Origin of the sequence: Pseudomonas sp. B20(2017) (assembly GCF_002113125.1) — a bacterium.
Classification (GTDB): Bacteria; Pseudomonadota; Gammaproteobacteria; order Pseudomonadales; family Pseudomonadaceae; genus Aquipseudomonas.
In genome coordinates, this window is record NZ_NEJP01000024.1 from 26,552 (window position 1) to 51,224 (window position 24,673).

The 24,673-nt window shown below is 62.2% G+C and carries 13 protein-coding genes; 8 read left to right on the top strand and 5 right to left on the bottom strand.

Annotated features, from left to right (window positions below; all coding sequences use genetic code 11):
• Nucleotides 1-25: 25 nt before the first annotated feature.
• The 3 genes from mgtA to CAF63_RS26565 form a co-directional block, all read right to left on the bottom strand.
• The gene (gene mgtA, locus CAF63_RS26555; RefSeq protein ID WP_085690381.1) at nucleotides 26-2,725 is read right to left on the bottom strand and encodes a magnesium-translocating P-type ATPase; all 2,700 of its coding nucleotides are present in this window, start codon (nucleotides 2,723-2,725) and stop codon (nucleotides 26-28) included.
• A gap of 581 nt (nucleotides 2,726-3,306) precedes the next feature.
• Nucleotides 3,307-4,644 carry a lysine N(6)-hydroxylase/L-ornithine N(5)-oxygenase family protein gene (locus CAF63_RS26560; RefSeq protein ID WP_085690380.1) on the bottom strand — a complete coding sequence of 446 codons (1,338 nt, stop codon included), beginning with the start codon at nucleotides 4,642-4,644 and terminating at the stop codon, nucleotides 3,307-3,309.
• A gap of 113 nt (nucleotides 4,645-4,757) precedes the next feature.
• The gene (locus tag CAF63_RS26565; protein ID WP_085690379.1) at nucleotides 4,758-5,240 is read right to left on the bottom strand and encodes a sigma-70 family RNA polymerase sigma factor; all 483 of its coding nucleotides are present in this window, start codon (nucleotides 5,238-5,240) and stop codon (nucleotides 4,758-4,760) included.
• Nucleotides 5,241-5,559: 319 nt separating this feature from the next.
• Between CAF63_RS26565 and CAF63_RS26570 the strand changes: the two genes are divergently transcribed.
• Genes CAF63_RS26570 through CAF63_RS26580 form a run of 3 tightly spaced genes read left to right on the top strand, consistent with a single transcriptional unit; the run spans nucleotide 5,560 to nucleotide 10,108 of the window.
• Entirely contained in the window at nucleotides 5,560-6,732 is a 1,173-nt protein-coding gene (locus CAF63_RS26570) for an efflux RND transporter periplasmic adaptor subunit (RefSeq protein ID WP_085690378.1), read from the top strand.
• Nucleotides 6,733-8,706: a MacB family efflux pump subunit gene (locus CAF63_RS26575; protein ID WP_085690377.1), complete on the top strand. Its 1,974-nt coding sequence runs from the start codon at nucleotides 6,733-6,735 to the stop codon at nucleotides 8,704-8,706.
• A gap of 7 nt (nucleotides 8,707-8,713) precedes the next feature.
• On the top strand, nucleotides 8,714-10,108 hold the full coding sequence (locus CAF63_RS26580) for an efflux transporter outer membrane subunit (RefSeq protein WP_085690376.1): 1,395 nt from the start codon (nucleotides 8,714-8,716) through the stop codon (nucleotides 10,106-10,108).
• A gap of 59 nt (nucleotides 10,109-10,167) precedes the next feature.
• Here the strand turns inward: CAF63_RS26580 and CAF63_RS26585 are convergent, their stop codons facing one another.
• A complete protein-coding gene (locus tag CAF63_RS26585; protein WP_085690375.1) occupies nucleotides 10,168-11,778 on the bottom strand; it encodes a PvdJ/PvdD/PvdP-like protein in 1,611 nt (536 codons plus the stop codon).
• 198 nt (nucleotides 11,779-11,976) lie between these two features.
• On the opposite strand from CAF63_RS26585, the gene pvdM reads away from it, so the two are divergent.
• The 5 genes from pvdM to CAF63_RS26610 all read left to right on the top strand — a co-directional run bounded on the left by pvdM (nucleotide 11,977) and on the right by CAF63_RS26610 (nucleotide 21,689).
• On the top strand, nucleotides 11,977-13,347 hold the full coding sequence (pvdM, locus tag CAF63_RS26590) for a pyoverdine-tailoring dipeptidase-like protein PvdM (RefSeq protein WP_085690374.1): 1,371 nt from the start codon (nucleotides 11,977-11,979) through the stop codon (nucleotides 13,345-13,347).
• The gene (locus CAF63_RS26595; protein ID WP_085690373.1) at nucleotides 13,344-14,624 is read left to right on the top strand and encodes an aminotransferase class V-fold PLP-dependent enzyme; all 1,281 of its coding nucleotides are present in this window, start codon (nucleotides 13,344-13,346) and stop codon (nucleotides 14,622-14,624) included. The genes pvdM and CAF63_RS26595 overlap by 4 nt, the downstream gene beginning before the upstream one ends.
• 46 nt (nucleotides 14,625-14,670) lie before the next feature.
• Nucleotides 14,671-15,579: a formylglycine-generating enzyme family protein gene (locus tag CAF63_RS26600; protein ID WP_085690372.1), complete on the top strand. Its 909-nt coding sequence runs from the start codon at nucleotides 14,671-14,673 to the stop codon at nucleotides 15,577-15,579.
• Nucleotides 15,580-15,721: 142 nt separating this feature from the next.
• Nucleotides 15,722-17,383, top strand: a complete 1,662-nt coding sequence (locus tag CAF63_RS26605) for a cyclic peptide export ABC transporter (RefSeq protein WP_085690371.1) — start codon at nucleotides 15,722-15,724, stop codon at nucleotides 17,381-17,383.
• A 133-nt stretch (nucleotides 17,384-17,516) separates the two neighbouring features.
• Nucleotides 17,517-21,689 (top strand): non-ribosomal peptide synthetase, encoded by a 4,173-nt coding sequence (locus CAF63_RS26610; protein WP_085690370.1) that lies wholly within the window; start codon nucleotides 17,517-17,519, stop codon nucleotides 21,687-21,689.
• 162 nt (nucleotides 21,690-21,851) lie between these two features.
• On the opposite strand, the gene CAF63_RS26615 is transcribed toward CAF63_RS26610, so the two are convergent.
• Nucleotides 21,852-24,332, bottom strand: a complete 2,481-nt coding sequence (locus CAF63_RS26615; protein ID WP_085690369.1) for a TonB-dependent receptor — start codon at nucleotides 24,330-24,332, stop codon at nucleotides 21,852-21,854.
• Nucleotides 24,333-24,673 lie beyond the last annotated feature (341 nt).

The window sequence follows — 24,673 nt, forward strand, 5'->3', positions numbered from 1 at the left end:
TCCCACAAGGGGGGAATCTTGCCTGTTACTGCCAGCCGAACCGGCGGAGGTAGAAACCTTTCACGGCCTGGGTCAGCGCCATGTACGCCAGCAGGATCACCGGCAGGAACACGAAGTACATCGATGGCAGCGCCTGCAATTTGAAGTAGTGCGCCAGCGGCCCCATCGGCAGGAAGATGCCCACGGCCATGATGATTGCGGTCATCACCAGCAGCGGCATGGCCGCGCGGCTTTGCAGGAACGGAATCTTCGGCGTGCGGATCATGTGCACGATCAGCGTCTGGGTCAGCAGCCCCACCACGAACCAGCCGGACTGGAACAGGGTCTGGTGATCCGGGGTGTTGGCATCGAACACGTACCACATCAAGGCGAACGTTGTGATGTCGAAGATCGAACTGATCGGGCCGAAGAACAGCATGAAGCGCCCGACGTCCCCTGGCTGCCAGCGTTGTGGCTGTTTCAGCATCTCGTCGTCGACGTTGTCGAACGGGATCGCGATCTGCGAAATGTCATAGAGCAGGTTCTGCACCAGCAGGTGCATCGGCAGCATCGGCAGGAACGGAATGAACGCACTGGCCACCAGCACCGAGAACACGTTGCCGAAGTTCGAGCTGGCGGTCATCTTGATGTACTTGAGCATGTTGGCGAAGGTCCGGCGTCCTTCCAGCACGCCCTCCTCCAGCACCATCAGGCTCTTTTCCAGCAGGATGATGTCGGCCGCTTCCTTGGCGATGTCCACCGCGCTGTCCACGGAAATCCCGATGTCTGCGGTGCGCAGCGCCGGTGCGTCGTTGATGCCGTCGCCCATGAACCCGACCACGTGGCCGTTGCCCTTGAGGATGCGCACGATGCGTTCCTTGTGCGACGGCGTGAGCTTGGCGAACACGTTGGTGGTTTCCGCCGCCACGGCCAGTTCAGCATCGCTCATGCGCTCGATATCGTTGCCCATCAGCAGGCCTTGCTGGGCCAGGCCCACTTCGCGGCAGATCTTGGCGGTCACCAGCTCGTTGTCGCCAGTCAGCACCTTCACCGCCACGCCGTGTTCGGCCAGGGCCTTGAGCGCTGGCGCAGTGCTTTCCTTCGGTGGATCGAGGAACGCCACGTAACCGATCAGCGTCAGTTCCTGCTCGTCGCCCAGGCTGTAAGTGTCGCGACCTTCAGGCATTGACCGTGCCGCCACCGCTACCACGCGCAAGCCTTCAGCGTTGAATGCTGCTGTGACCTGACGGATTTTCGCCAGCAATTCATCGCTCAAGGCTTCGTCGACTTCACCGTGACGAACCCGGCTGCACACCGCCAGAACCTCCTCCACCGCGCCTTTGCAGATCAGTTGATGTGGCTGACCGCGCCCTTCTACCACCACCGACATGCGCCGGCGATTGAAGTCGAACGGGATCTCGTCGACCTTGCGAAACGCCGTGCCGACCTTCAGCTCACGGTGGATTTCCACGTGTTCCAGCACCGCCACGTCGAGCAGGTTTTTCAGGCCGGTCTGGTAGTAGCTGTTGAGGTAGGCCATTTCCAGCACGTCGTCAGAATCTTCGCCCCAGACATCGACGTTACGCGCCAGGAAGATCTTGTCCTGAGTCAAAGTGCCGGTCTTGTCGGTGCACAGCACGTCCATGGCGCCGAAGTTCTGGATCGCATCCAGGCGTTTGACGATGACTTTCTTGCGCGACAGGAACACCGCACCCTTGGCCAGGGTCGAGGTGACAATCATCGGCAGCATTTCCGGGGTCAGGCCCACGGCGATCGACAGCGCGAACAACAGTGCTTCGGTCCAGTCGCCCTTGGTGAAACCGTTGATGAACAACACCAGCGGCGCCATGACGAACATGAAGCGGATCAACAGCCAGCTGACTTTGTTCACGCCTTGCTGGAACGACGTCACCGCACGATCAGTCGCCCCGACCCGCTGTGCCAGCGCACCGAAATAGGTGCTGTTGCCGGTGGTGAGAATCACCGCCACCGCCGTGCCGGACACCACGTTGGTGCCCATGAACAGGATGTTGTCCAGCTCCAGCGGGTTGCGCGTGTCACGGTCGGCCTGACGCGGGAATTTCTCCACCGGCATCGATTCACCGGTCATCGCCGCCTGGCTGACAAACAGATCCTTGGCGCTGAGCACCCGGCAATCGGCAGGAATCATGTCGCCGGCCGAGAGCACGATCAGATCGCCGGGCACCAGTTGCTTGATCGGCAGTTCAGCACGCGGCGCATCCCGACGCAACACGGTGGCGGTGTTGCTGACCATCGCTTTGAGCGCATCGGCGGCCTGGTTGGATTTGCTTTCCTGCCAGAAGCGCAGCAGCGTCGACAGCACCACCATCGAGAAAATCACGATGGCGGCCTTGAGGTCTTCGGTCAGCCACGAGATCACCGCCAGCAGGGTCAGCAGCAGGTTGAACGGGTTTTTGTAGCAGTGCCACAGGTGGGTCCACCACGGCAGCGGTTGCTCGTGTTCGACTTCGTTGAGGCCATGCTGCGCACGCAGCACATCGACTTCGAAATCGGTGAGGCCGTCGGTGTGGGTGCCGAGGTTCGACAGCAGCACGCCGCTGTCGCAATGGGCGGCGTCCACCAGTGTATTGGCGAGAGTCGGCGGCACTTCACGGCTGACCGTGGTGTCGCTGAGGGTTTCCAGCAAGGCCAGGCGACGGAAGTGCCGGGCGATGTGACGGGTCCGCAGGAAGCCTGCGAAAAATTCCTTGAGCGTAAGTTTCATGGCTGTTGCCCCTATGGTCAGCCGGGAAACCGTCGAGCAGGTACGTCCTCGTCCTGGGCACCGCAAAACCGGTACGGCAAGGCGTGGCGCGCCGGTCAGAAAAGACAGGCGTGTCGATAGGCATGCGGTAGCGACAATAATGTCGAAATCACAGGCTTTTCAGTGTCGATGAGAAGGACGTCGGGACATGACCGGGACCGGTCATGATCGGGATGCCGCTGCTCGCTGTTCGGCGAGACAACGGCACAAAGGAATGCGCGTTATCTTGCCGAGAATCTGCCGGTTACAAGGACCGGCCGACAACTGTCACTCGAACAAGTACCCACTGTGGGTCTCCGCTATTGATGAAAACGCGCGAAGCTTACGCCCCGATATCCGGAGAGTAAACCCGCAAAAGGAAGTGTGTCGGGGAATGTGGCGGGTGTTCAGGAAGGGTTCAGGATTGCCCCAGAGATCGCCGAGATCGTTCCCACGCTCCGCGTGGGAATGTCTCAAGGGACGCTCCGCGTTCCAATGGGACGCAGAGCGTCCCCGGCTGCATTCCCACGCAGAGCGTGGGAACGATCAAAGCGCTGAAGATCTTAGCTGGCAGTCGCCAACAACAGATCCATCACCGAACGGCTGTGCCCACGGTTCTTGCCATGCTCATACAGCGAGCCGGCAATCTCGTCCGCGCGGATCGGCAGGATCGACAGCAGCGTATCGCTCAGACCATGGCTGGCCTGGCAGAAGCCCTGCATGTACAGACCGGCCTTGCAGCGCTCGTCGGTGATCAGTTTGTAGTTGCGATCGACCTCGAAGTCGCCCAGGTACTCCTCCAGCGGCGCCAGCAATTTGCGGTGCATCTGACGCTCGTAACCGGTGGCCAGCACGACCGCGTCGTAGGCACGCACGGTGACTTCGCCGGTGGCGTTGTTGCGCACGGTCAGTTCGATACCGCGTTCGGTGGCAGTGGCTTTCTCGACAGTGGTCAGGGTGCGGAACGCATGGCGTGCGACACCGGAAACCTTCTGGCGATAGAAGATGCCGTAGATGCGCTCGATCAGGTCGATGTCGACCACCGAGTAGTTGGTGTTGTGATACTCGTTGACCAGACGCTCACGCTCGCTGCTCTTCTGCTGGAAGATCAGGTCGGTGAATTCCGGCGAGAACACTTCGTTGACGAACGGGCTGTCGTCCGCCGGCTTCAGGGCCGAGCCACGCAGGATCATGTCGACCTGCACCGACGGGAACGAGTCGTTCAAGTCGATGAAAGCTTCCGCCGCGCTCTGGCCGCCACCGATGATTGCGATGCTCATCGGCTGGTTGTTGATGCACGGTTGTTTGGCCATCTCGGCCAGGTATTGCGAGTGATGGAACACCCGACCATCACCCTTCAACGCCTTGAAGGCCTCGGGAATGCGTGGCGTGCCGCCGGCGCTGACCACCACCGAACGCGCAGTGCGCACGAATTGCTGGCCTTCGGTATCACGGGAAATCACCCGCAGGGCTTCGACCTGGTGGTTGTGCAGCACCGGTTCGATGGCCAGCACTTCTTCACCGTAACGGCTCTGCTCGGTGAATTGCGCGGCGACCCAGCGCAGGTAGTCGTTGTACTCCATGCGGCATGGATAAAACGTGCCGAGGTTGATGAAGTCGACCAGGCGACCGTGGTGCTTGAGGTAGTTGACGAACGAGTACGGGCTGGTCGGATTGCGTAGGGTCACCAGATCCTTGAGGAAGGAAATCTGCAACTCGCTCTGGGTCGACAGGGTGTTGCCGTGCCAGCTGTAGTTGGGTTGTTTGTCGAGAAACAGAACATCCAGTTCCCCCTGGGTCGGGCCGCGCTCTTGCAGAGCGATGGCCAGCGCCAGGTTCGAAGGGCCGAAACCGACGCCGATCAGGTCGTGAACGATGGGCGATGCAATTGCCTGTGTCATTTCCAGTGTCCTCTGGACGAAAAGCCTGAGTGACCTGACCGGCCTTGAGCAGGACAGCAGATCGTCTGTTGAGTAGGAACGAGGACAGTGAAATAAAATTTAACGACGACGGCTCAATGGGCATCCCATTGTTTGATGCGCAGGCGGCAATGTTTCATCGCGTTGACGATGTGTTTTTCCACCAGAGCCTTGGAAATCCCGAGGTGTTCGGCAATCTCGGGGTGCGACAGACCTTCGATCTTGCGCAGCAGAAAACTTTCGCGACACAGCGGCGAGAGTTCAGCGAGGGCACGCTGGAGCATCTCCAGTCGCTGGCCGTGATCGAAGGTGTTATGGGGAGATGGAGTGAAGTAGCGCTCTTCGCTGTCGAGCACTTCCAGCGACTCGGCCTGACGCAGGGCATTGCGCCGATGGTCGTCGATCACCAGGTTCAGGGCGGTGCGATAAAGAAATGCGCGAGGCTGCTCGATCGGCGTTTCGCTGGATCGCTCCAGCACCCGCAGATAAGCGTCATGCACCACATCTTCGGCCACCTGACGGTTGCCGAGTCTGGCGTTCAGGAAACACACCAACTCGCGATAGTAGTTTTCCAACATGATTCCCCGCCGCAGCGTGCGGTTTCGATCCTTGAGCCAGATCCGCGACTGTCGAAAAAGACAATGGCAGGATAGTGGCAAATTCAGGTGCGTAATTTATAGTAATTCTCATATAGATTTAAAGCGCTGTTTCGGTTTGCCCGACAAATTGTTCGTGTCTATACCTGATACCGCGCTTTTCATCGCTTAAATTCCCCGCCTCACTCCTCGTTTAACCATCAGCTCCCCGTGTCTGTCGCGCCCCGCGACAGCGTCAGGTCGTGTCCCGCTTGCGGTGCCCGACGGACGACGGGCCGACTCACACTGGCCGGAACCCTGCATGAAACGTCCACGTCCCGCCCGACGCGCCCTGCTCGCTGCTCTTTGTCTGATCCCCGTGATTGCCGTTGCTGCCTGGCAGGTTCTGCCACCCGGTCGTGACAAGTTCGCCACCGTTCAGGTCGGCCGTGGCGATATCGAGAGCAGCGTCACGGCTCTGGGCACCCTGCAACCGCGCCGCTATGTGGATGTTGGCGCACAGGCATCCGGGCAGATCCAGAAAATCCACGTCGAAGTCGGCGACGTGGTCAAGGAAGGCCAGTTGCTGGTGGAGATCGACCCTTCCACGCAGAAGGCCAAACTCGACGCCGGGCGCTACTCCATCGAAAACCTCAAGGCGCAATTGCAGGAACAAAAAGCCCAGCACGAACTGGCGCAACAGAAATACCAACGCCAGCAGAATCTCGCCGCCGGCGGCGCGACCCGCGAAGAAGACGTGCAGACCGCCCGCGCCGAACTGAAAGCCACCCAGGCGCGGATCGACATGTACCAGGCGCAGATCCGTCAGGCCGAGGCCAGCCTGCGCAGCGATCAGGCCGAACTCGGCTACACCCGCATTTACGCCCCGATGACCGGCACCGTGGTCGCTCTCGACGCGCGTGAAGGCCAGACCCTCAATGCCCAGCAGCAGACGCCGCTGATTCTGCGTATCGCCAAGCTGTCACCGATGACGGTGTGGGCCGAGGTGTCCGAGGCTGACATTGGTCATGTCAAACCAGGCATGACCGCCTACTTCACCACCCTCAGCGGCGGCAACCGGCGCTGGAGCAGCACCGTGCGGCAGATCCTGCCAGTGCCGCCCAAACCGCTGGACCAGACCAGCCAGGGCGGCGGCAGCCCTGCCAGCTCGAGCAAAAGCGGGAGTGCCCGGGTGGTGTTGTACACCGTGCTGCTCGACGTGGATAACGCCGACAACGCCTTGATGGCAGAAATGACCACGCAAGTATTCTTCGTCGCCAACCAGGCAAAAAATGTCCTGACGGCACCGGTGGCCGCCCTGCAAGGCAGCGCCGTGGCCAATGTGCAGACCGCGCAGGTCATCGCTGCCAATGGCGACGTACAGACCCGCGAAGTACGCACCGGCATCAGTGATCGCCTGAAAGTGCAGATCCTCGAAGGCCTGAATGAAGGTGACCATTTGTTGATCGGCCCGGCCGATAGCAACGGAGGCTGAATGCAAACGCCTCTGATCGACCTGCAGGACATCCGCAAGTCCTACGGTGGCGGCGACGCGCCTGAAGTTCACGTCCTGCGCGGTATCGACCTGTCGATTCACGCCGGCGAGTTCGTGGCGATCGTCGGCGCCTCCGGCTCCGGCAAGTCGACGCTGATGAATATCCTTGGCTGCCTCGACCGCCCGACCACCGGCGAATACCGCTTCGCCGGTGAAAACGTCGCGGGCCTGGACACCGACGAGCTGGCCTGGCTGCGTCGCGAAGCCTTTGGTTTCGTGTTCCAGGGCTACCACCTGATCCCGTCCGGTTCGGCTCAGGAAAACGTCGAGATGCCGGCGATCTACGCCGGCACACCGGCCGCCGAGCGCCATGCCCGGGCCGCTGCCCTGCTCGACCGCCTGGGCCTTGCCTCGCGCACCGGCAACCGTCCGCACCAACTCTCCGGCGGCCAACAGCAACGGGTATCGATTGCCCGGGCGCTGATGAACGGCGGACACATCATTCTTGCCGACGAACCCACTGGCGCCCTCGACAGTCACAGCGGCAAGGAGGTCATGGCGCTGCTCGACGAACTGGCGAGCCAAGGCCACGTGGTGATTCTCATCACCCATGATCGCGAAGTGGCGGCACGGGCCAAGCGCATTATCGAGATCCGTGACGGCCTGATCATCAGCGACAGTGCCCGGGACAACCCCGAAGCCCAGACCACGGCCAACCCCGGCGCACTACAGGCCGTGGATCTGCGCAAACGTCTGAGCGAAGGTGCCGAGGCCACCGGAGCCTGGAAAGGCGAACTGGTGGACGCCCTGCATGCTGCCTGGCGGGTGATGTGGATCAACCGTTTTCGCACGGCGCTGACCCTGCTCGGGATCATCATCGGCGTGGCGTCGGTGGTGGTGATGCTCGCGGTCGGCGAAGGCAGCAAGCGTCAGGTCATGGCGCAGATGGGCGCGTTCGGCTCGAACATCATTTACCTCAGCGGCTCGGCGCCCAACCCGCGCACCCCGCCCGGCATCGTCACCCTCGACGACGTCGCCGCGCTGGCCAGCCTGCCGCAGGTCATGCGGATCATGCCGGTCAACGGTTCCGAGGCCGGCGTGCGGTTCGGCAACGCCGACTACCTGAGCTACGTGGGCGGCAACGACACCAACTTCCCGGCGATCTTCAACTGGCCGGTGGTACAGGGCAGCTACTTCACCGAGGCGGACGAGCAGAGTGCGGCGGCCGTCGCGGTGATCGGGCACAAGGTGCGCACGCGGTTGCTCAAGGATGTCGCCAACCCCATCGGCCAATACATCCTGATCGAGAACGTGCCGTTCCAGGTGGTCGGCGTGCTGGCGGAAAAAGGCGCCAGTTCCGGCGACTCCGACAGCGACAATCGCATTGCCGTGCCCTACTCCGCCGCCAGCGTCCGGCTGTTCGGTACGCGCAATCCGGAATACGTGGCCATCGCCGCTGCCGATGCGCGCAAGGTGAAGGAAGCCGAGCACGCTATCGAACAACTGATGCTGCGCCTGCACAACGGCAAGAAAGATTTCGAGCTGACCAACAACGCCGCGATGATTCAGGCCGAGGCTCGCACGCAGAACACTTTGTCGCTGATGCTCGGTTCGATTGCCGCGATTTCGCTATTGGTCGGCGGCATCGGCGTGATGAACATCATGCTGATGACGGTACGCGAACGCACCCGCGAGATCGGCATCCGCATGGCCACCGGCGCCCGCCAGCGCGACATCCTGCGCCAGTTCCTCACTGAAGCGGTGACGCTCTCGGTGGTCGGCGGTATTGCCGGCATCGCCCTGGCACTGATCGTCGGCGGCGTGCTGATCCTCAGCGAGGTCGCCGTGGCGTTTTCCTTGATGGCGGTGCTCGGTGCCTTTGGCTGCGCCCTTGTGACCGGTGTTGTCTTCGGCTTCATGCCGGCCCGCAAAGCCGCCCGACTCGACCCGGTGACGGCCCTTACCAGTGAATGATCGACCTATGAAATCGCGCCTCAGCCTGTTGACCGTGTGCCTGTTACTCAGCGCCTGCGGCAGTCCCGTCCAGCGTCCGGACAGCGGCGTGCAGCCGCCCGCGACCTGGCAATCGCCTCACCTCGACAACCGCGCGCGCGACGAAGCGCGCTGGTGGACCCGGTTCTCCAGTCCGCAACTCAATCAACTGATCGAACAGGCCCAGGTCGGCAGCTACGATCTGGCCGCCGCCATTGCCCGGGTGCGCCAGGCCCGCGCGGACACCGTCATCGCCGGCGGTTCGCAACTGCCCGAGGTGCAAGCCACAGCCAACGCCAATCGACAGAAACTGTTGCGTGGCAACGGCTACAGCCAGCTCGATGCGAGCAGCAGCAACAAAGCCGTGGATTACTTCGACGCCGGCCTGAGTGCCAGTTACGAAATCGATTTCTGGGGCGGTAACCGGGCCTCCCGGGATAGCGCCCGGTTCAGCTTGCAGGCCAGCGAATTCGACCGGGCCACGGTGGAACTGACCTTGCTCAGCGGCGTGGCCAACAGTTACGCGCAAGTCCTGTCGTTGCGCGAACAGAGCCGCATCGCCGAACTCAATCTGGCCAACGCGCAAAACGTCCTGCAACTGGTGCAGACCCGCTTCAATGCCGGCTCCGCGACCGCGCTGGAACTGGCCCAGCAAAAAAGCCTGGTGGCGGCGCAACAACGGCAGCTACCCACCGTGCAGCAACAGGCCGAAGACGCGCGGATCAGCCTCGCCGCCCTGCTCGGCCGTCCCGTGCAGCAATTACCAGCCAGTGTCGAATCGTTCGAGCAGATGCAATGGCCGGAGATTGCCGCCGGCGTACCGAGCGATCTACTGACCCGTCGGCCGGACATCGCCCGCGCCGAAGCACAGTTGGCGGCAGCCCAGGCCGATGTAACCGTGGCCCGTGCGGCGATGTTTCCCAAGCTGACCCTGACCGCCAACCTCGGCTCGGGCGCCAACCAGATCGGCGACGTGCTGCGCAGCCCGTTCTATAACCTGACCGGCGGCCTCATCGCCCCGATCTTCAACAACGGCCGCCTCGGCGCCGAGCGCGACAAGGCCACGGCCCGGCAGGACGAGCTGCTGCAGACCTATCGCGGTGCGATCATCAACGGTTTTGCCGACGTGGAAAAAGCCCTCAACAGCATTCGCGGCCTCGATGAGCAACGGCAGTGGCAAACCGAAGAGCTGAATCAGGCACAGACCGCTTTCAACATCGCCCAGAGCCGCTACCAGGCCGGCGCCGAAGACTTGCTGACAGTCCTGGAAACCCAGCGCACGCTGTATGCGGCGCAGGATCAGAACGTGCAACTGCGCCTGTCGCGGATGCAAGCGAGCATCGCGCTGTACAAGGCGCTGGGAGGCAGTTGGGAGATTCGCTGAAACACTGATTCGAACAAACGGGAAAGGATCGCAGCCTGACACAGACTGCGATCCTTTTTTTATGCCTTGGCTTTCAGGTTGCGCGCATACCACGGCCGTTGCGGCACGCGGCGGAACAGCGCGGCGAGTTTTTTCTCGTCGTTGAGGAAGGTGATGCGCAGCGCCAGCTTCATGGTTTCCGGGTCCATTTCCACGGTCTTGCCGACCTGCAGGCCTGGCGTGGTGCTGCAACCATGAGTCACCGGCCCCAGCCACGGATCATCGACTTCCACCCAACGGCCGGGGGCAAACCACGGCACGCCATTGACCACCAGACGCGAGACTTCGCCCGGATGGAAACGCTCGTGAGCGCGGAACCAGTCTTCGATCCGGTCATCGATCCAGCCATGGAAATGCCAGAACGCCGGGTTGACGTGGGAAGAGAACGGATCGCCGAGAAAATCATTCTCCGGGCCAAACCAGCGCTGCGCGAAATCCGCCGGATCACGGGCGAACGGCACCGGCTGACCGTTGGACGGATCACGCGGCACCGAAGCCCAGCGCATGTGCAACCAGTCGTGCAGGCCGAGCTCCACCTCGGAACCGAACTGGCCCAGGGTGAGTTTGGCCAGATACGCCGGATCGCGGTACTGCGACTCCCAGACCTGGAAATTACTTTCATAGGTTTCGGCAGTCTTGATGTCGCTGACCCACTGGCTGTATTCGTTGTCACCGTCGGCCAGCCAGGTCGGTGGCAATGCCGTGCCGTCATGGTTGTCGAAGTAACGGGCGAAGCCGGCGCGGTCGCGGATCAGCTCCGGCTGCGGCAACGGAAAGTACTCCCAGGACGGCAGATCCTGCATCGATCTCGCGGTGCGCAGCATGTGCCGGTGCATGAAGAAAAAATCGACACCCGAGCCATTGCGATCCTTGCGAGGCCCACGGGCATCGCGCTCCTTGTCCCGCGGCCCCGGCTGCCAGCCGATGCCGCGCAGGGCTTCACGCTTGTCCTCGGGCAAGGTGTGCCACTTGTCCCGGGTCGCATGCCACAGCTGATGGAACAGACGATGCTCGGGCGAGATCAGCCAGGCCAGCAACGTCGGGTTCAGCGGCGTGCGCTCGCGGGCTTCGGGAAACAGCCGCTTGACCGCAACGAAGCCGTTGTCCTGCGCCGGCAAGGCCAATGGCCGATCCAGACGCAAGGCCTTGCCGCTGAGGGTGCCGCTGCCGGCATTGCCGAAGTCGGCCCAGACCTCGTCGAGGATCATTTCCAGTTCATAGTCGATCCGGCCATCGGCACTGATCAGACGCCAGCTCAGTTTCGCAGCGTCGGCGCCGGCAAGATCGCCAAGAATTCGGTAACGAGGTGTTTCGTCGGAGCGCAGGCGCGCCGGCGTGTCGAGAAATCCGCAGACACCGCGGCCCTTCTGGCCAATGTCGAGAAACACCTGCAGGCCGTTCGCCGGCAGCCCTTCGAGGCCCGCGTCACGTCCTTCGAAACGGATATCCCAGATTCCGCGCAAGGCGTTCGCCAGGCGCTGTCCGGCCACGTCGGCGACGTCGAAAGACGCTTCGCCCGGGGTGATCGTCGGATCCGGCTTCGTCCATTCACGATGCCCAAAATAAGCCGCCGGCACAGCAGCGCCGGTCAGCGCCAGGCCTGCCATGAACCATCGTCGAGAAATCTTCATTGCCCTACCTGTGTCAGCCATGAAGCAGGCTTTATCCAAGCTAGAACGTTTGTTGCCATGGCAAATTTAAGCGCCCGTCACGACGCACGTTTACCCCCTCTCCCGCCGCACTAAATTTCCACGGCTGCCAGTCGTTCTTCCCAGATAGCAAAGGCCCCTGCGCCTGCACTTTGATGGCGAACCTGACTGAGATTGGCAATGACAAAACCACGTTCGAAAAAGGCTCTTTTCATCGGCCTGCCACTGGCTCTGGCGATCACCGCCGGCGCCGGCTTCGCCGTCTGGGAACACTGGTTCAAGGATGATCTGGGCTATCCGGTCAAAGTCGTCAAACAGGCCGCCGAACTGCACGAGCGCATGCTGTCCTTCGACAGCCACATCAGTCTGATGCAGAACTTCGGCACCGACGGAAACGAGGCGGACAAGGACGGCAAGGGCCAGTTCGACCTGGCCAAGGTCAACCGTGGCCAGCTCTCCGGCGCGGCGCTGACAATCTTCGGCTGGCCGGAAATGTGGAACGGCCCCGACGCGCCGCACAAACCCACCGCCGGGTTCATCGACGAAGCGCGCAACCAGCAGGAAATCCGCTACAAAATCATCTCTGGCATGGTGCGCGACTTCCCCAACCAGGTCGCTATCGCCTATACCCCTGACGACATGCGACGCCTGCACGGCGAAGGCAAGTTCGCCATCTTCATCAGCATGCTCAACGCCTACCCGCTGGGGCACGACCTGAACCTGCTGGACCTGTGGACCGCACGCGGCATGCGCATGTTCGGCTTCAGCTACATCGGCAACAACGACTGGGCCGATTCGTCGCGCCCGCTGCCGTTCCTCAATGATTCGCCGGACGCCCTCGATGGCCTGTCGGACCTGGGCAAGCAAGCGGTCAAACGCCTGAACGACCTGGGCGTGATCATCGACGTGTCGCAGATGTCGACCAAAGCGCTTGAGCAGGTTGCGCAACTGAGCCGCACACCGCTGGTGGCTTCGCATTCGGCACCACGGGCCATGGTGGATATCCCGCGCAACCTCAGCGACAAGGAAATGCAACTGATCAAGAACAGCGGCGGCGTGGTGCAGATCGTGGCGTTCTCGCAATACCTGCGCCCCCTGACCCAGACCACCCAGGACCGGCTCAACGAACTGCGCAAGGAGTTCGACCTGCCGCCCCTGCCGAACCTGGCCATGGCCCTGATGCCGGGCGATCCGATCATCTCCGCCTGGTCCGAGCAGAAGTTCGGCCTGTACGCCAGCCGCCTCTACGCGATCCTCGAAGACGAACCGAAAGCCAGCCTGAAAGACCTGGGCGACGCCATCGAATACGCGGTGCGCAAGATCGGCATCGACCACGTCGGCATCAGCTCCGACTTCAATGAAGGTGGCGGCGTAAAAGGCTTTGAAAACGTCGGCGAGATCCGCAACGTCACCGCCGAGCTGCTGTCGCGCGGCTACTCCGAAGCGGACATCGCCAAGCTGTGGGGCGGCAACTTCCTGCGGGTCTGGGATCAGGTCGAAAAAGCCGCAAAACCGGCCCTGGCCACTGCAAAGGAAGCGACCAAGCCATGAGCAATCGTCGCGAGTTTCTGAAACAGGCCGGGGTGCTGGCTGCCGCATTGCCGCTGGGCGCCAGCCTGCCAGCGATCGCCGAAGCTACGCCCGCCCCGGTTGCGTCCGGAGACAAATGGACGCAATTGCGCCAGTTGTTCGACCAGGACCCGGCGTACCTGCACTTCTCCAACTTCCTGATCACCACCCACCCCAGACCGGTGCGCGAAGCCATCGAACGGCATCGCGCCGCCCTCGACAAAAACCCTGGCCTGGCCATGGACTGGGACCTGGGCGTGATCGAAGAGCGCGAAGAAAACGTGCGGGTCTGGGCCGGCCGTTACCTGCAGGCCAACCCGAAGCAGATTGCCCTGACCGGCAGCACCACCGAAGGCCTGACCATGATCTACGGCGGCGTGCATGTGCGCCCCGATCAGGAAATCCTCACCACTGCTCACGAGCACTACGCCACCCACACAATCCTCGCCCTGCGCAAGGAACGTGAAGGCACCCAAGTGCGCAAGATCCGCCTGTTCAAGGATCCGCACACGGCGACCAAAGCCGAGATTCTCACCGCCATCGACAGCAGCATCCGCCCCGAAACCCGGGTGCTGGGCATGTGCTGGGTGCATTCGGGCAGCGGCATGAAACTGCCCATCGGCGAGATCGGCGCCATCGTCGACAAACACAACCGCGGGCGCAGCGATGCCGACCGGATCATTTATGTGGTGGACGGCGTGCACGGCTTCGGCGTGGACAATCTGAATTTCCCGGAAATGAACTGCGACTTCTTCGTTGCCGGCACCCACAAATGGATGTTCGGCCCACGGGGCACCGGCATCGTTTGCAGTCGTTTTGAAGAGGTGAAATACGTCACGCCGATCACCCCGACCTTCTCCGAGGCTACGGCGTTTTCCACCACCATGACGCCCGGCGGCTACCACTCCTTCGAGCACCGCTGGGCGCTGGACGAAGCTTTCAAGCTGCACTTGCAGCTGGGCAAGGCCGAAGTCGAGGCGCGCATTCACGCCCTCAACAGTTACCTGAAAAAACGCCTGCTGGAACACCCGCAGATCGAACTCGTCACGCCTCTGAGCCCGCAGCTGTCCGCCGGTTTCACCTTCTTCCGGGTCAAGGGCAAGGACTGCGACAAGATCGCCGCGTTCCTGATGCAAAACCGGGTGGTCGCCGATGCCGTGGAGCGGGATGTCGGGCCGGTGGTGCGTAGCGCGCCGGGCCTGCTCAACGACGAAGGTCAGATCGACCGCTTCATGAAACTGCTGGTGACCCAGTTGTAGGCACCCGACGCCACGAATTCCTTTCCACCTGTTTACGAGAGAACCGATGAACAGTGAGCTGCGTAGTTTTTCCTTGAAGTCGCTCCCCGCGCTGTCCCTCGCCGCACTGCTCGCCAGTCTGATGCCGGGTCTGGCACAGGCCGCCGAACCGAGCAAACCGGGGACCGTGTTCAAGGACTGCAAGGACTGCCCGGAAATGGTCGTCCTGCCCACCGGCACGTTCACCATGGGCACCCCGGATGACGAAGTCGGTCGTGAGCCGGACGAAGACCCGATGCACCCCGTGACCTTCGACAAACCGCTGGCCATCAGTCGCTTCCAGGTGCTCAAGGGGCAATGGGACGCTTACCTCAGCGACACCGGTTACAAGATGCCGGACGGCGACAAACGCCCCGGCCGTGCGTGCAAGGCCGGGATCCCGGACTACCAGGGCAGCGACCCGAAGAAGCAGTACACCGACCGCCATCCAGCGGTGTGCATGGACTTCAACGAAGCCAACGACTATGTGGCGTGGCTGTCGAAGAAAACCGGCAAGAGCTACCGCCTGGTCAGTGAATCCCTGCGTGAATACGCAGCACGCGCCGGCAGCACCGGGCCGTTCCCGTTCCCCTTCGACGAGGGCAAGGAATACAGCATCGCCAAACATGCCAATACCTACGGCGCCGCTGACGGCTACAACTTCACCGCCCCGGCCGGCAGCTTCCCAGCCAACGCCTTTGGCGTCTATGACATGCACGGCAACATCTACGAATGGACGGCCGACTGCTACAACGAAGACTACGTCGGCGCTCCGAGCGACGGCAGCGCCATCACGACCGGCAACTGCAAGGTCCGCCGTATCCGTGGCAACGACTGGGGTGAAGCGCCAGTGTTTTCCCGCTCCGGCAACCGCAACGCGACCTACAGCGACACGCGTGGCGACTGGATCGGTTTTCGCGTGGCGCGGGATCTGTAACAGCCCGGGCAGAGCCCTCTCGCTCGTCGCCTGAGTCCTCGATAAACCCGTGGGTGGCTAAATCGCTGCCCGCGGGTTTCGTCTTTTAACCAGCCCAATCCTTGAAACGTTGCCCTTGCGGGCACTAGAAGCGGAAACCTCCATGACCACAAAATCCCGCGGAGCCATCAGTGAAGTCCTCGGCCTGCTCAAGCCTTACCGGCTCGTCGTGGTGGTGTCGATCCTCCTCGGCATGCTCGGCGGAGTCAGCGTTACCGCCCTGTTGGCGACCATCAACAAAGCCTTGAACGGTGCGACCACGCCGTCGACGGACGTGCTGCTCACCTTCGCCGGGCTCTGCGTCGCCGCCCTGCTGTGCTCGATCCTGTCGGACATCGGCACCAACCACGTCGGCCAGCACATCATTGCCGGCCTGCGCAAAGCCCTGGGCGAGAAAGTGCTGCTGGCCCCTATCGAACAGATCGAGCGGTTTCGCAGCCATCGCCTGATTCCGGTGCTGACCCACGATGTCGATACGGTCAGTGATTTCGCCTTTTCCTTCGCACCGCTGGCCATCGCCTTCACGGTCACGCTGGGTTGTCTGGGGTATCTGGCGTACCTGTCGCTGCCCATGTTCGCCCTGTTGCTGGTGGCGATCGTGATCGGCACCGTGGTTCAGTACATCGCCCGTGCCCGTGGCATCAAAGGCTTCGAACAGGCCCGAGAGGCCGAGGACGAATTGCAGAAGCACTACAGCGCCATCGCCGCCGGCGCCAAGGAACTGCGGATTCACCGCCCGCGCCGCCAGCGCATGTTCAGCCAGCGCATCGAAGGCACGGCGGACTCGATCTGCAACACCCACATTCGCTCGATCAACACCTTTGTCGTCGCCAAGACCTTCGGCTCGATGCTGTTCTTCGTGGTGATCGGCCTGGCCCTGGCCCTGCAATCGTTCTGGCTGGGCACCGACAAGGCGGTGCTCAGCGGTTTCGTGCTGGTGTTGCTGTACATGAAAGGCCCGCTGGAATACCTGGTCACCACCCTGCCGGTAGTCAGCCGCGCCAACATCGCCTTCAAGCGCATTGCCGAACTGGCGGAACAGTTCTCCTCACCGGAACCGCACCTGTTGCTGCGCGAATCTGCACCTGCGAGCAAAACCGCCGTGCAGCAATTGCAAATGCACAATGTCCACTACGCGTTCCCGCCGATCAAAGGCAGCGCTGCGTTCGAACTGGGCCCGGTCAACCTGAACATCGCCCAGGGCGACATCGTGTTCATCGTCGGTGAAAACGGCGGTGGCAAAACCACCCTGATCAAACTGTTGCTGGGCCTCTACGCCCCGCAGCGCGGCGAAGTGCTGCTCAATGGCCAGGTGGTCGACGCCAAGGCCCGTGACGACTACCGCCAACTGTTCACCACCATTTTTGCCGACTACTACCTGTTCGACGAACTGGTGCAAGGCGATCAGCAAGTGCCGGCGGACACCAGCCGCTACCTCGAGCGTCTGGAGATTGCTCACAAGGTGAGTATCCAGGACGGCGTGTTCAGCACCACCGACCTGTCCACCGGACAACGCAAGCGCCTGGCCTTGATCAATGCCTGGCTGGAGGAACGCCCGGTGCTGGTGTTCGACGAATGGGCGGCGGATCAGGACCCGGTGTTCCGCCGGATCTTCTACACCGAACTGCTGCCCGAGCTGAAAAGCCTGGGCAAGACCATCATCGTGATCTCCCACGACGACCGTTATTTCGACATCGCCGATCAACTGGTGCGCATGGAGGGTGGCCGGGTCGTGACCCAGAAAAAGCCGCTCGCCACCGCCTGAGGTTAATCCGCCGAACACCTTCAGCCGCCCGGACGTCGCGTCCCGGCGGCTTTCACCTGAATGCCCGGCGCCGTGCTCGCGACGGCTGACAACACCGTCAGCGACCACCGCGCCGTCCACCCCCGAGAGCCCGATGAACGACTTACTCGATGATGAGGTACTGGCACTGCTGATGGCAGATGCCGGCGAACACTCCCAAGGCATTCCTGCCCGTGCCCGTCCGGCCCCGGCGCCGCTGTCTTTCGCTCAGCAGCGATTGTGGTTCGTGCAGCAACTGACCCCCGACAGTGCCGCCTACAACCTGCCGCGCGCGGTGCGCATCACAGGCGAGCTGCAACTCTCGCGTCTGGAAGCGGCGCTGAACAAGGTCATCGAGCGCCATGACATCTTGCGCAGCGCCATCGTCGAGATCGACGGCATCGCCATGCAGGTGCTCGACGAACAGGCCACGCTGACCCTGGGTCATGAAGACTTGCGCGATCTGAACGCCGAGCAACGGGAACAACAGGTCACCCGCCGCATTCACAACGAAGCCGGCCGTCCATTCGATCTGGGCCAGGCCCCGTTGATGCGGGCGACGCTGTTGCAGGTCGCGGACGATGAACACGTGCTGCTGCTGAACATGCACCACATCGCGTCGGACGCCTGGTCCAATGCGATTCTGCTGCAGGATCTGGGACAGGCCTATGCACGCGCCGGCGCCGGCGACTTTTCACCGCTGCGCCGTCCGGGCATTCAATACGCTGACTACGCCACATGGCAGCGCGGCGAATACCTCGACAGTGCCGCTTGCCGCACCAGCGCCGAGTACTGGCAGAACTACCTCGGACAGGCCTTGCCGCCCCTCGACATGCCCGTGGACTTCCCCCGCAGCGAGCAGCACAGCCATCCGGCGGGCAAGCATGATTTCAGTCTGCCGGCGCCTCTGGCCCAGGCTCTCAACCGGTTCTGCCAGCAGCACGGCCTGACGCCGTTCGTGGTAGCGCTGGGTGCCTGGCAACTGCTGCTCGCGCGCTACAGCGGCCAGCACGATTTCACCGTGGGCGTGCCCAACGCCACGCGCAATCGCAGCGAAACCCAGGAATTGGTGGGCTTCTTTGTCAGCACCCAGGTCTACCGCGTCCGCATCGACCCGCAAATGTCGACCAAGGATTTTCTCCAGCGCCTACGTCAGGAAACCCTGGCGGCGCTGGATCATGCCGACTACCCGCTGGAGCTGAGCTTCGACGACTTGCAGTTGCAAAGTAGCCAGCAGATCAATCCGCTGTTTCAAGTGCTGTTCAACTGGCGCACCGACGCCGCCAGCGCGGTGCCGCTGACGCTGGGCGATCTGGCGCTGGACTTCCTCGAAAGCGGCACCCGTCAGGCGAAATTCGACCTGTCGCTGGACGTCAGCTATTCGTTGCGCGGAATCGACGCCAACATCGAATACAGCAGCGATTTGTACACCCCGGAGACTATCGAGCGACTGGCCGGGCACTGGCAAAACCTGCTGCTGGCCCTCACCGAAGACTCGACCCGCGCCCTTGGCGAACTGCCGCTGCTGAGCAAGGACGAACAACGCACGCAGCTTGAGCAATGGAACCCGCCAGCCGTGCCGTTACCCGCCGAAGGCGTGCACCAGTTGTTCGAACATCAGGCCGCGAACACACCGGACGCAATCGCGCTGATCTGCGACGACGTGCAACTGAGCTACGCCCGACTCAACTCGGCAGCCAACGCACTCGCACACATATTGATCGAGCGTGAAGTCGGCCCGGAAGTTCGGGTGGGCATCGCTGTGGAACGTTCGGCACAGATGATCATCAGCCTGCTGGCGGTGCTCAAGGCCGGCGGCGTGTATGTACCGCTCGACCCCGATTACCCGCAGGATCGCCTGACGTGGATGATCGAAGACAGCGGCTTGAGCGTCCTGCTGACCCAGCGCTCGCTGCTCGAACGCCTGCCTGCGGTGCCGGCGGTCAGCGTCCTGTGCGTCGATGAACTCGACCTGCTGGAGGCGCAGTCCATCGACAACCCGGCCTGCCGCACACAGAGCGATAACCTCGCCTACGTGATGTTCACCTCCGGCTCCACCGGTCGCCCAAAAGGCGTGGGCATCACGCAGGGTGCACTGACCCGCCATGCTCAGGTCGCCCTGGAATTTCTCGGCCTGACGCCACAGGATCGCTCCCTGCAATTTGCCACCTTCAATTTCGACGCCTTTGTCGAACAGCTTTACCCGGCCCTGATCTGCGGCGCTTCGGTGGTATTGCGCGGACCGGACATCTGGGACAGCGAAACCTGGTATCGCCAGTTGCTCGACAAGCGATTCACCGTCAGCGACCTGACGACCACCTACTGGAACATGCTGGCCAAGGACTTTGCCGCCGCTGGCGAACGTGACTATGCCGATCTGCGGATGGTGATCGTCGGCGGTGAAGCCATGCCGCCGGAAGGTGTTGCGGCCTGGGGCCAGGCCGGTCTCGGCCATGTGCGCCTGCTCAACACCTACGGGCCGACGGAAACCACCGTCAGCTCGACCGTGCTTGATTGCAGCGACTACGTCACCGGGCGCACCGCCCTGCCGCGCAGCATGCCGATCGGGCGTCCGCTGGGCGGGCGCGCCATCTATCTGCTGGACGCCGGAGGTCAACCGGTGCCGGTGGGCGTCGTCGGCGAGCTGGTGATCAGTGGCGAACTGTTGGCCCGTGGCTACTTCAAACGCCCGGATCTGACGGCCGAACGGTTCATGCCCGATCCGTTCAGTCGCGAAGGTGGGCGCCTCTATCGCACCGGCGATCTGGCCCGACATCGCGCCGACGGCGTCATCGAGTACGTCGGCCGCCTCGACCATCAGGTGAAGATCCGTGGGTTCCGCATCGAACTCGGAGAAATCGAATCGTGCCTGCTGCAATCCCCGGCCGTACGCGAAGCGCTGGTGATCGCGCGGGAAGGTTCCGCCGGCCTGCAACTGACCGGTTACGTCGTGGCCAGCGCCGGCGCCTTGAGCGACACCCAGCGCCTTGAACTGCGCGACACCCTCAAGGCCGAACTCAGAAGCCGTTTACCCGCGTACATGGTGCCCAGCCATCTGATGGTGCTGGACGCAATGCCCGTCAGCCCGAATGGCAAGCTGGATCGCAAAGCCCTGCCGTTGCCGGACACCAACCAGGCACAAGCCGCGTTCAAGGCGCCCGAAACGGCGCTGGAAAAAGCCCTCGCCGAACTCTGGCAAGAGTCGCTGAAGGTCGAGCGAGTGGGCCTCGACGACAACTTCTTCGAACTGGGCGGGCATTCGATTCTGGCCATTCAGTTCATCGCCGCACTCAATGCACGGCTCGGCATCAAACTGGCGCTGCAACAGATGCTCGCTCACCCGACAATCGAGGCGCTCGCGCGATTCATCGCCATGGAGCACCAGCAACAGGCGCAATGCGTGGTCGAACTCAGCACCGCCGGTTCGTCCGCCCCGCCGCTGTTCTGCCTGCACCCCAGCGGCGGCATCGTGTTCTGCTATCAGCCACTGGCCAAACGCCTGAGTCCCCATGCCCGCACTTACGGGGTCATGCACAAGGGGTTTGCCGACAAGGATTCGAACGCCCAGACCTGGGCCGAAATGGTCGCTGAATACACCCAGCAAATCGTTGAAAGACAACCGGTCGGCCCGTACCGACTGATGGGCTGGTCGCTGGGCGGCGCGATTGCCATGGACGTGGCCGCCGAGCTGGAGCGCCAGGGCAAGGCCGTGACGTTCCTCGGTCTGGTCGACACCACGCTGCCGGACAGCGCACTGCCGGCGGATGTGCCGCGCAAACCGCTGGAGGAAGACAACCCGGACCACTTCAGTGCACGCAACGAACTGTCGGTCGCCGTGGAAATGTTCAGCCTGATGTTCGCCCACCTGGAGGAGCCGGCGGCACGTTTCATCGCCGATCACCCGGAAGTCGACCTCAAGGGCTTCTACCACTGGGCCAGCCAGCAAGCGTCCACCCGCGAGGAAGACATGGTGGCGACCCTCGAAGCGATCCGTCAGGAAATCATGAACGCCCAGGCATTCTCCATCCATGATCGGCTGGTGAAATCCTTTGATGCTTTTGTGCTGCCGACCCTCAAGGTCGAGGCCAGTTGCTGGTGGTCGCTGTCCCACAAGACGCTGGAACAGGTGCTGCATTCGGAACAGGTCTTGCGCGAACACACGGTCAGCGGCCAAATACAGGGTTCGGTGCATTCTCCCCTGCCGCACCGCAGCATGATCTATGGCGAGTCCTTGCTGGAGTCCTTCGAAGCGGTGTTCCTTGCCTGCGAGGCCGCGCGGCGCGACTGATTATCCAGAGCCGTAAACAAAAACGCAGAAGCCGTGGCTTCTGCGTTTTTTTATGTCCGCTGCCCGGTGCGCGCCGGTTCGCGCAATGTCTTTGTCGCAGCCAATAAAAAACCGGCCTGCGCACAAGGCTCAGGCCGGTTCGGTCCAGCAGTTGTCAGTGCATCAGAACTGCGGGGTGTACTTCACGGTGAACATCAGGTTGCGAGGGTCACCGAAGTTGTTGTTGCCATCGAGCTGGTTGTAGCCGGCCGAGATGTACTTCTTGTCGAACAGGTTGTTGGCGTTCACCGCCAGACCGATTTCCGGCGTCAGCTGGTAGCCGACACGGGCGTTCCACACGGTATAGCCCGCCACGTCGTAGGTGCCTTCGTAACCCAGCGTGTGGCTCTGGGTGGTGAAGCCCAGGCCGGTGCTGACACGGCTCCAGTCGCCAGGCAACTGGTAGTTGGCCCACATGCGCAGCATGTGTTTAGGCGTCCAGGTGCTGAACACACGACCTTCGTTGGTCGGATCTTCCAGGTACTTGGTGGTGTTGTAGGTATAGCCCGCGAACAACTGCAGGTTCTCCACGACTTCGCCGCTGATTTCCGCGTCGATACCCTGGCTGCGAACCTTGCCCGAGGCCTTCGAGCAGTACCAGCCATCACACTCCATGCCACCGGCGATGTCGTTGACGGCACGGTTTTCCTGGTCGTAGCGGAAGACGGCCAGGGAGGTGTTGACCCGCCCGTCCATCAGCTCGCCCTTGAGGCCGATTTCGTAGTTGCTGCCGATCACTGGCTTGAGCACGGTGCCGCCGGAATCGCGGTTGGTCTGCGGCTGGAACACATCGGTGTAGCTCGCATACACCGCCCACTCGCGGCTCAGGTCATAAACGATACCGGCGTAAGGCGTGACTTCCCCGGTTTCGTTCGAGGTGCTTGGATCGTTGGGGGTAATGCCGCTGCTCGTCTGGGTTTTCGATTTGTAGCTGTAGTCGTACCAGCTGACACGGGAACCGAGCACCAGCGTCAGGTCGTCGACCGGCTTGACTCGCCAGGTGCCGTACAGACCTTTCTGGCGAATGTCGTACTTGCTCAGCGTGCCGCGACCACCTGTGGCGCTGATCAGGCTTTCGTAGCTGATGTCCGGACGGTTGTGATTGAGGTCGAAGATCGAGTCGCTGCTGTTGTTGAACGTACGGGCGAGCTGGTCGTCGGTTTCGATCTGGGAAAAGTTGCCCCCCAGCATGACTTCCTGCTGCATCGAGAAGGCTTCGAACTTGCCGTTCAGGTTCATGTCCAGGCCGACCTTGGTGGAGTCAAAATCGGTCACGAAGTCGGCGTACTGCACGCCGGTGCCATCCGCCTCGAGGCCGTCACCGGCGCTTTGTACGCGCTGGTTTTTCGCCTTGTTGCTTTCGGTCATCTGCACCGCGCCGACCTTGAACGCCCAGTCGTCGTTGAAGCGGTGTTCAAGATCCGCATACACCGTGGTGACGTCGATGTCCGAGCTGTTCCAGCTCGAGCCGGTGTAGGTGGAACGCTTGATATCCGGCATCTTGCCGTCGGCGTAGCGTGGCAGGCCGCGAATGGTCGGACGCGAATCGCCATCGGAACGGCTGACTGCCAGGCCCAGGGTGGTGTCATCGCGCAGGTCGATGTCCAGTGCGCCATACAGCGAGAGGGTGCGGCTCCACTCGTAATCGATGAAGGAGTTGCTCTGGTCCTGGTCGGCGACGACTCGGCCGCGAATCGTGCCGGCCTGGTTCAGCGGGCCGCCTGCGTCCACTTGCATGCCGTAGTGGTCCCAGGAGCCGGCCTTGCCGGTCACGGTGACGGTCGGCGCGTTCTGGCCACGCTTGCGCACCAGGTTGATCGCGCCACCCGGGCTGCCGGTGCCTTGCAGCAGGCCGGAGGCACCGCGCAGGATTTCCAGGCGATCGAAGAAGATCAGGTCCTGAGTCGCCCAGTTGCCCAGCGAGTAGGTGTTACGCGGGATCGGCACACCGTCGTATTGCCAGTCGTCGATCTGGAAACCGCGCGAAGACACGATCAGGCCCTTGCCGACGCCTTGCAGGCCTACCACACCGGTGGTCTGGTTGAGCGCGTCCTTGAGGTCGACCAGATCCTGATCGTCCATTTGTTTGCGGGTCATCACCGTGACCGACTGCGGAATCTCCTTCAGGGTGTGGGTGCCCTTGCCGATGGTCACGGCGTTGGAGGTGTACGAGTTGCTGCCTTCGGTGGTCGCATTCGCATGCTGCGCGCTGATGGTGGTCGCGCCCAGTTCCAGGCCTTCGGTGGCCGTGCCGCGCACCAGCATCAAGGTATTGCCTTCGAAGCTGTAGCGCACGCCGGTGCCCTTGAGCAATTCGGTGATGGCCGCCTGTGGGCTCATCTTGCCGCTGACACGGGTGCTTTTCAGACCGGCCATGTCATCGGCGTTGTAGATCACTTGCTGGTTGGTCTGCTGACCGAACGCCTGCAGAGCTTGTGGCAGCGATTGCGCAGGAATGTTGATGGTGAAATCTTCAGCCATCACCTGCGAGCTGAGCGGCAACACGCAAACCAGTCCCAGCCCGGTCAGCACTCGGCGCGAACGCAGGCTGCGGGACATGACGAGTGCCTTGAACAGAGGTTTCAACTCATGAATTGCTGACATCGTGCTCTCTATTATTGGTCGAAGTGGATAGTCCGATGGGCCGACGGGCCCACCGCTGCCTGCACAGTTGAACCGCTTGCTGTCGACGGCCTCGAAGCCGTGTTTCAGTGCGCGGCCGACCGGCCCCTCCCCGGGCGCGGTCCACTGGCGGGACAACGGAAAATTCTTTTTTGCCAAACAAACCTGGTGCCTTTGGCTACCCTGCCCCAACCCGATTTGCTCACATACCTAAGTAAGACGTGGCACCTCCGAAAAACCGGAATGAGTTTATTTATCATTAACGCAAAAGATTAAAAAAAAGGCCGACGCTTCAGGCGCCGGCCTTTTTGTTACCTGTTACG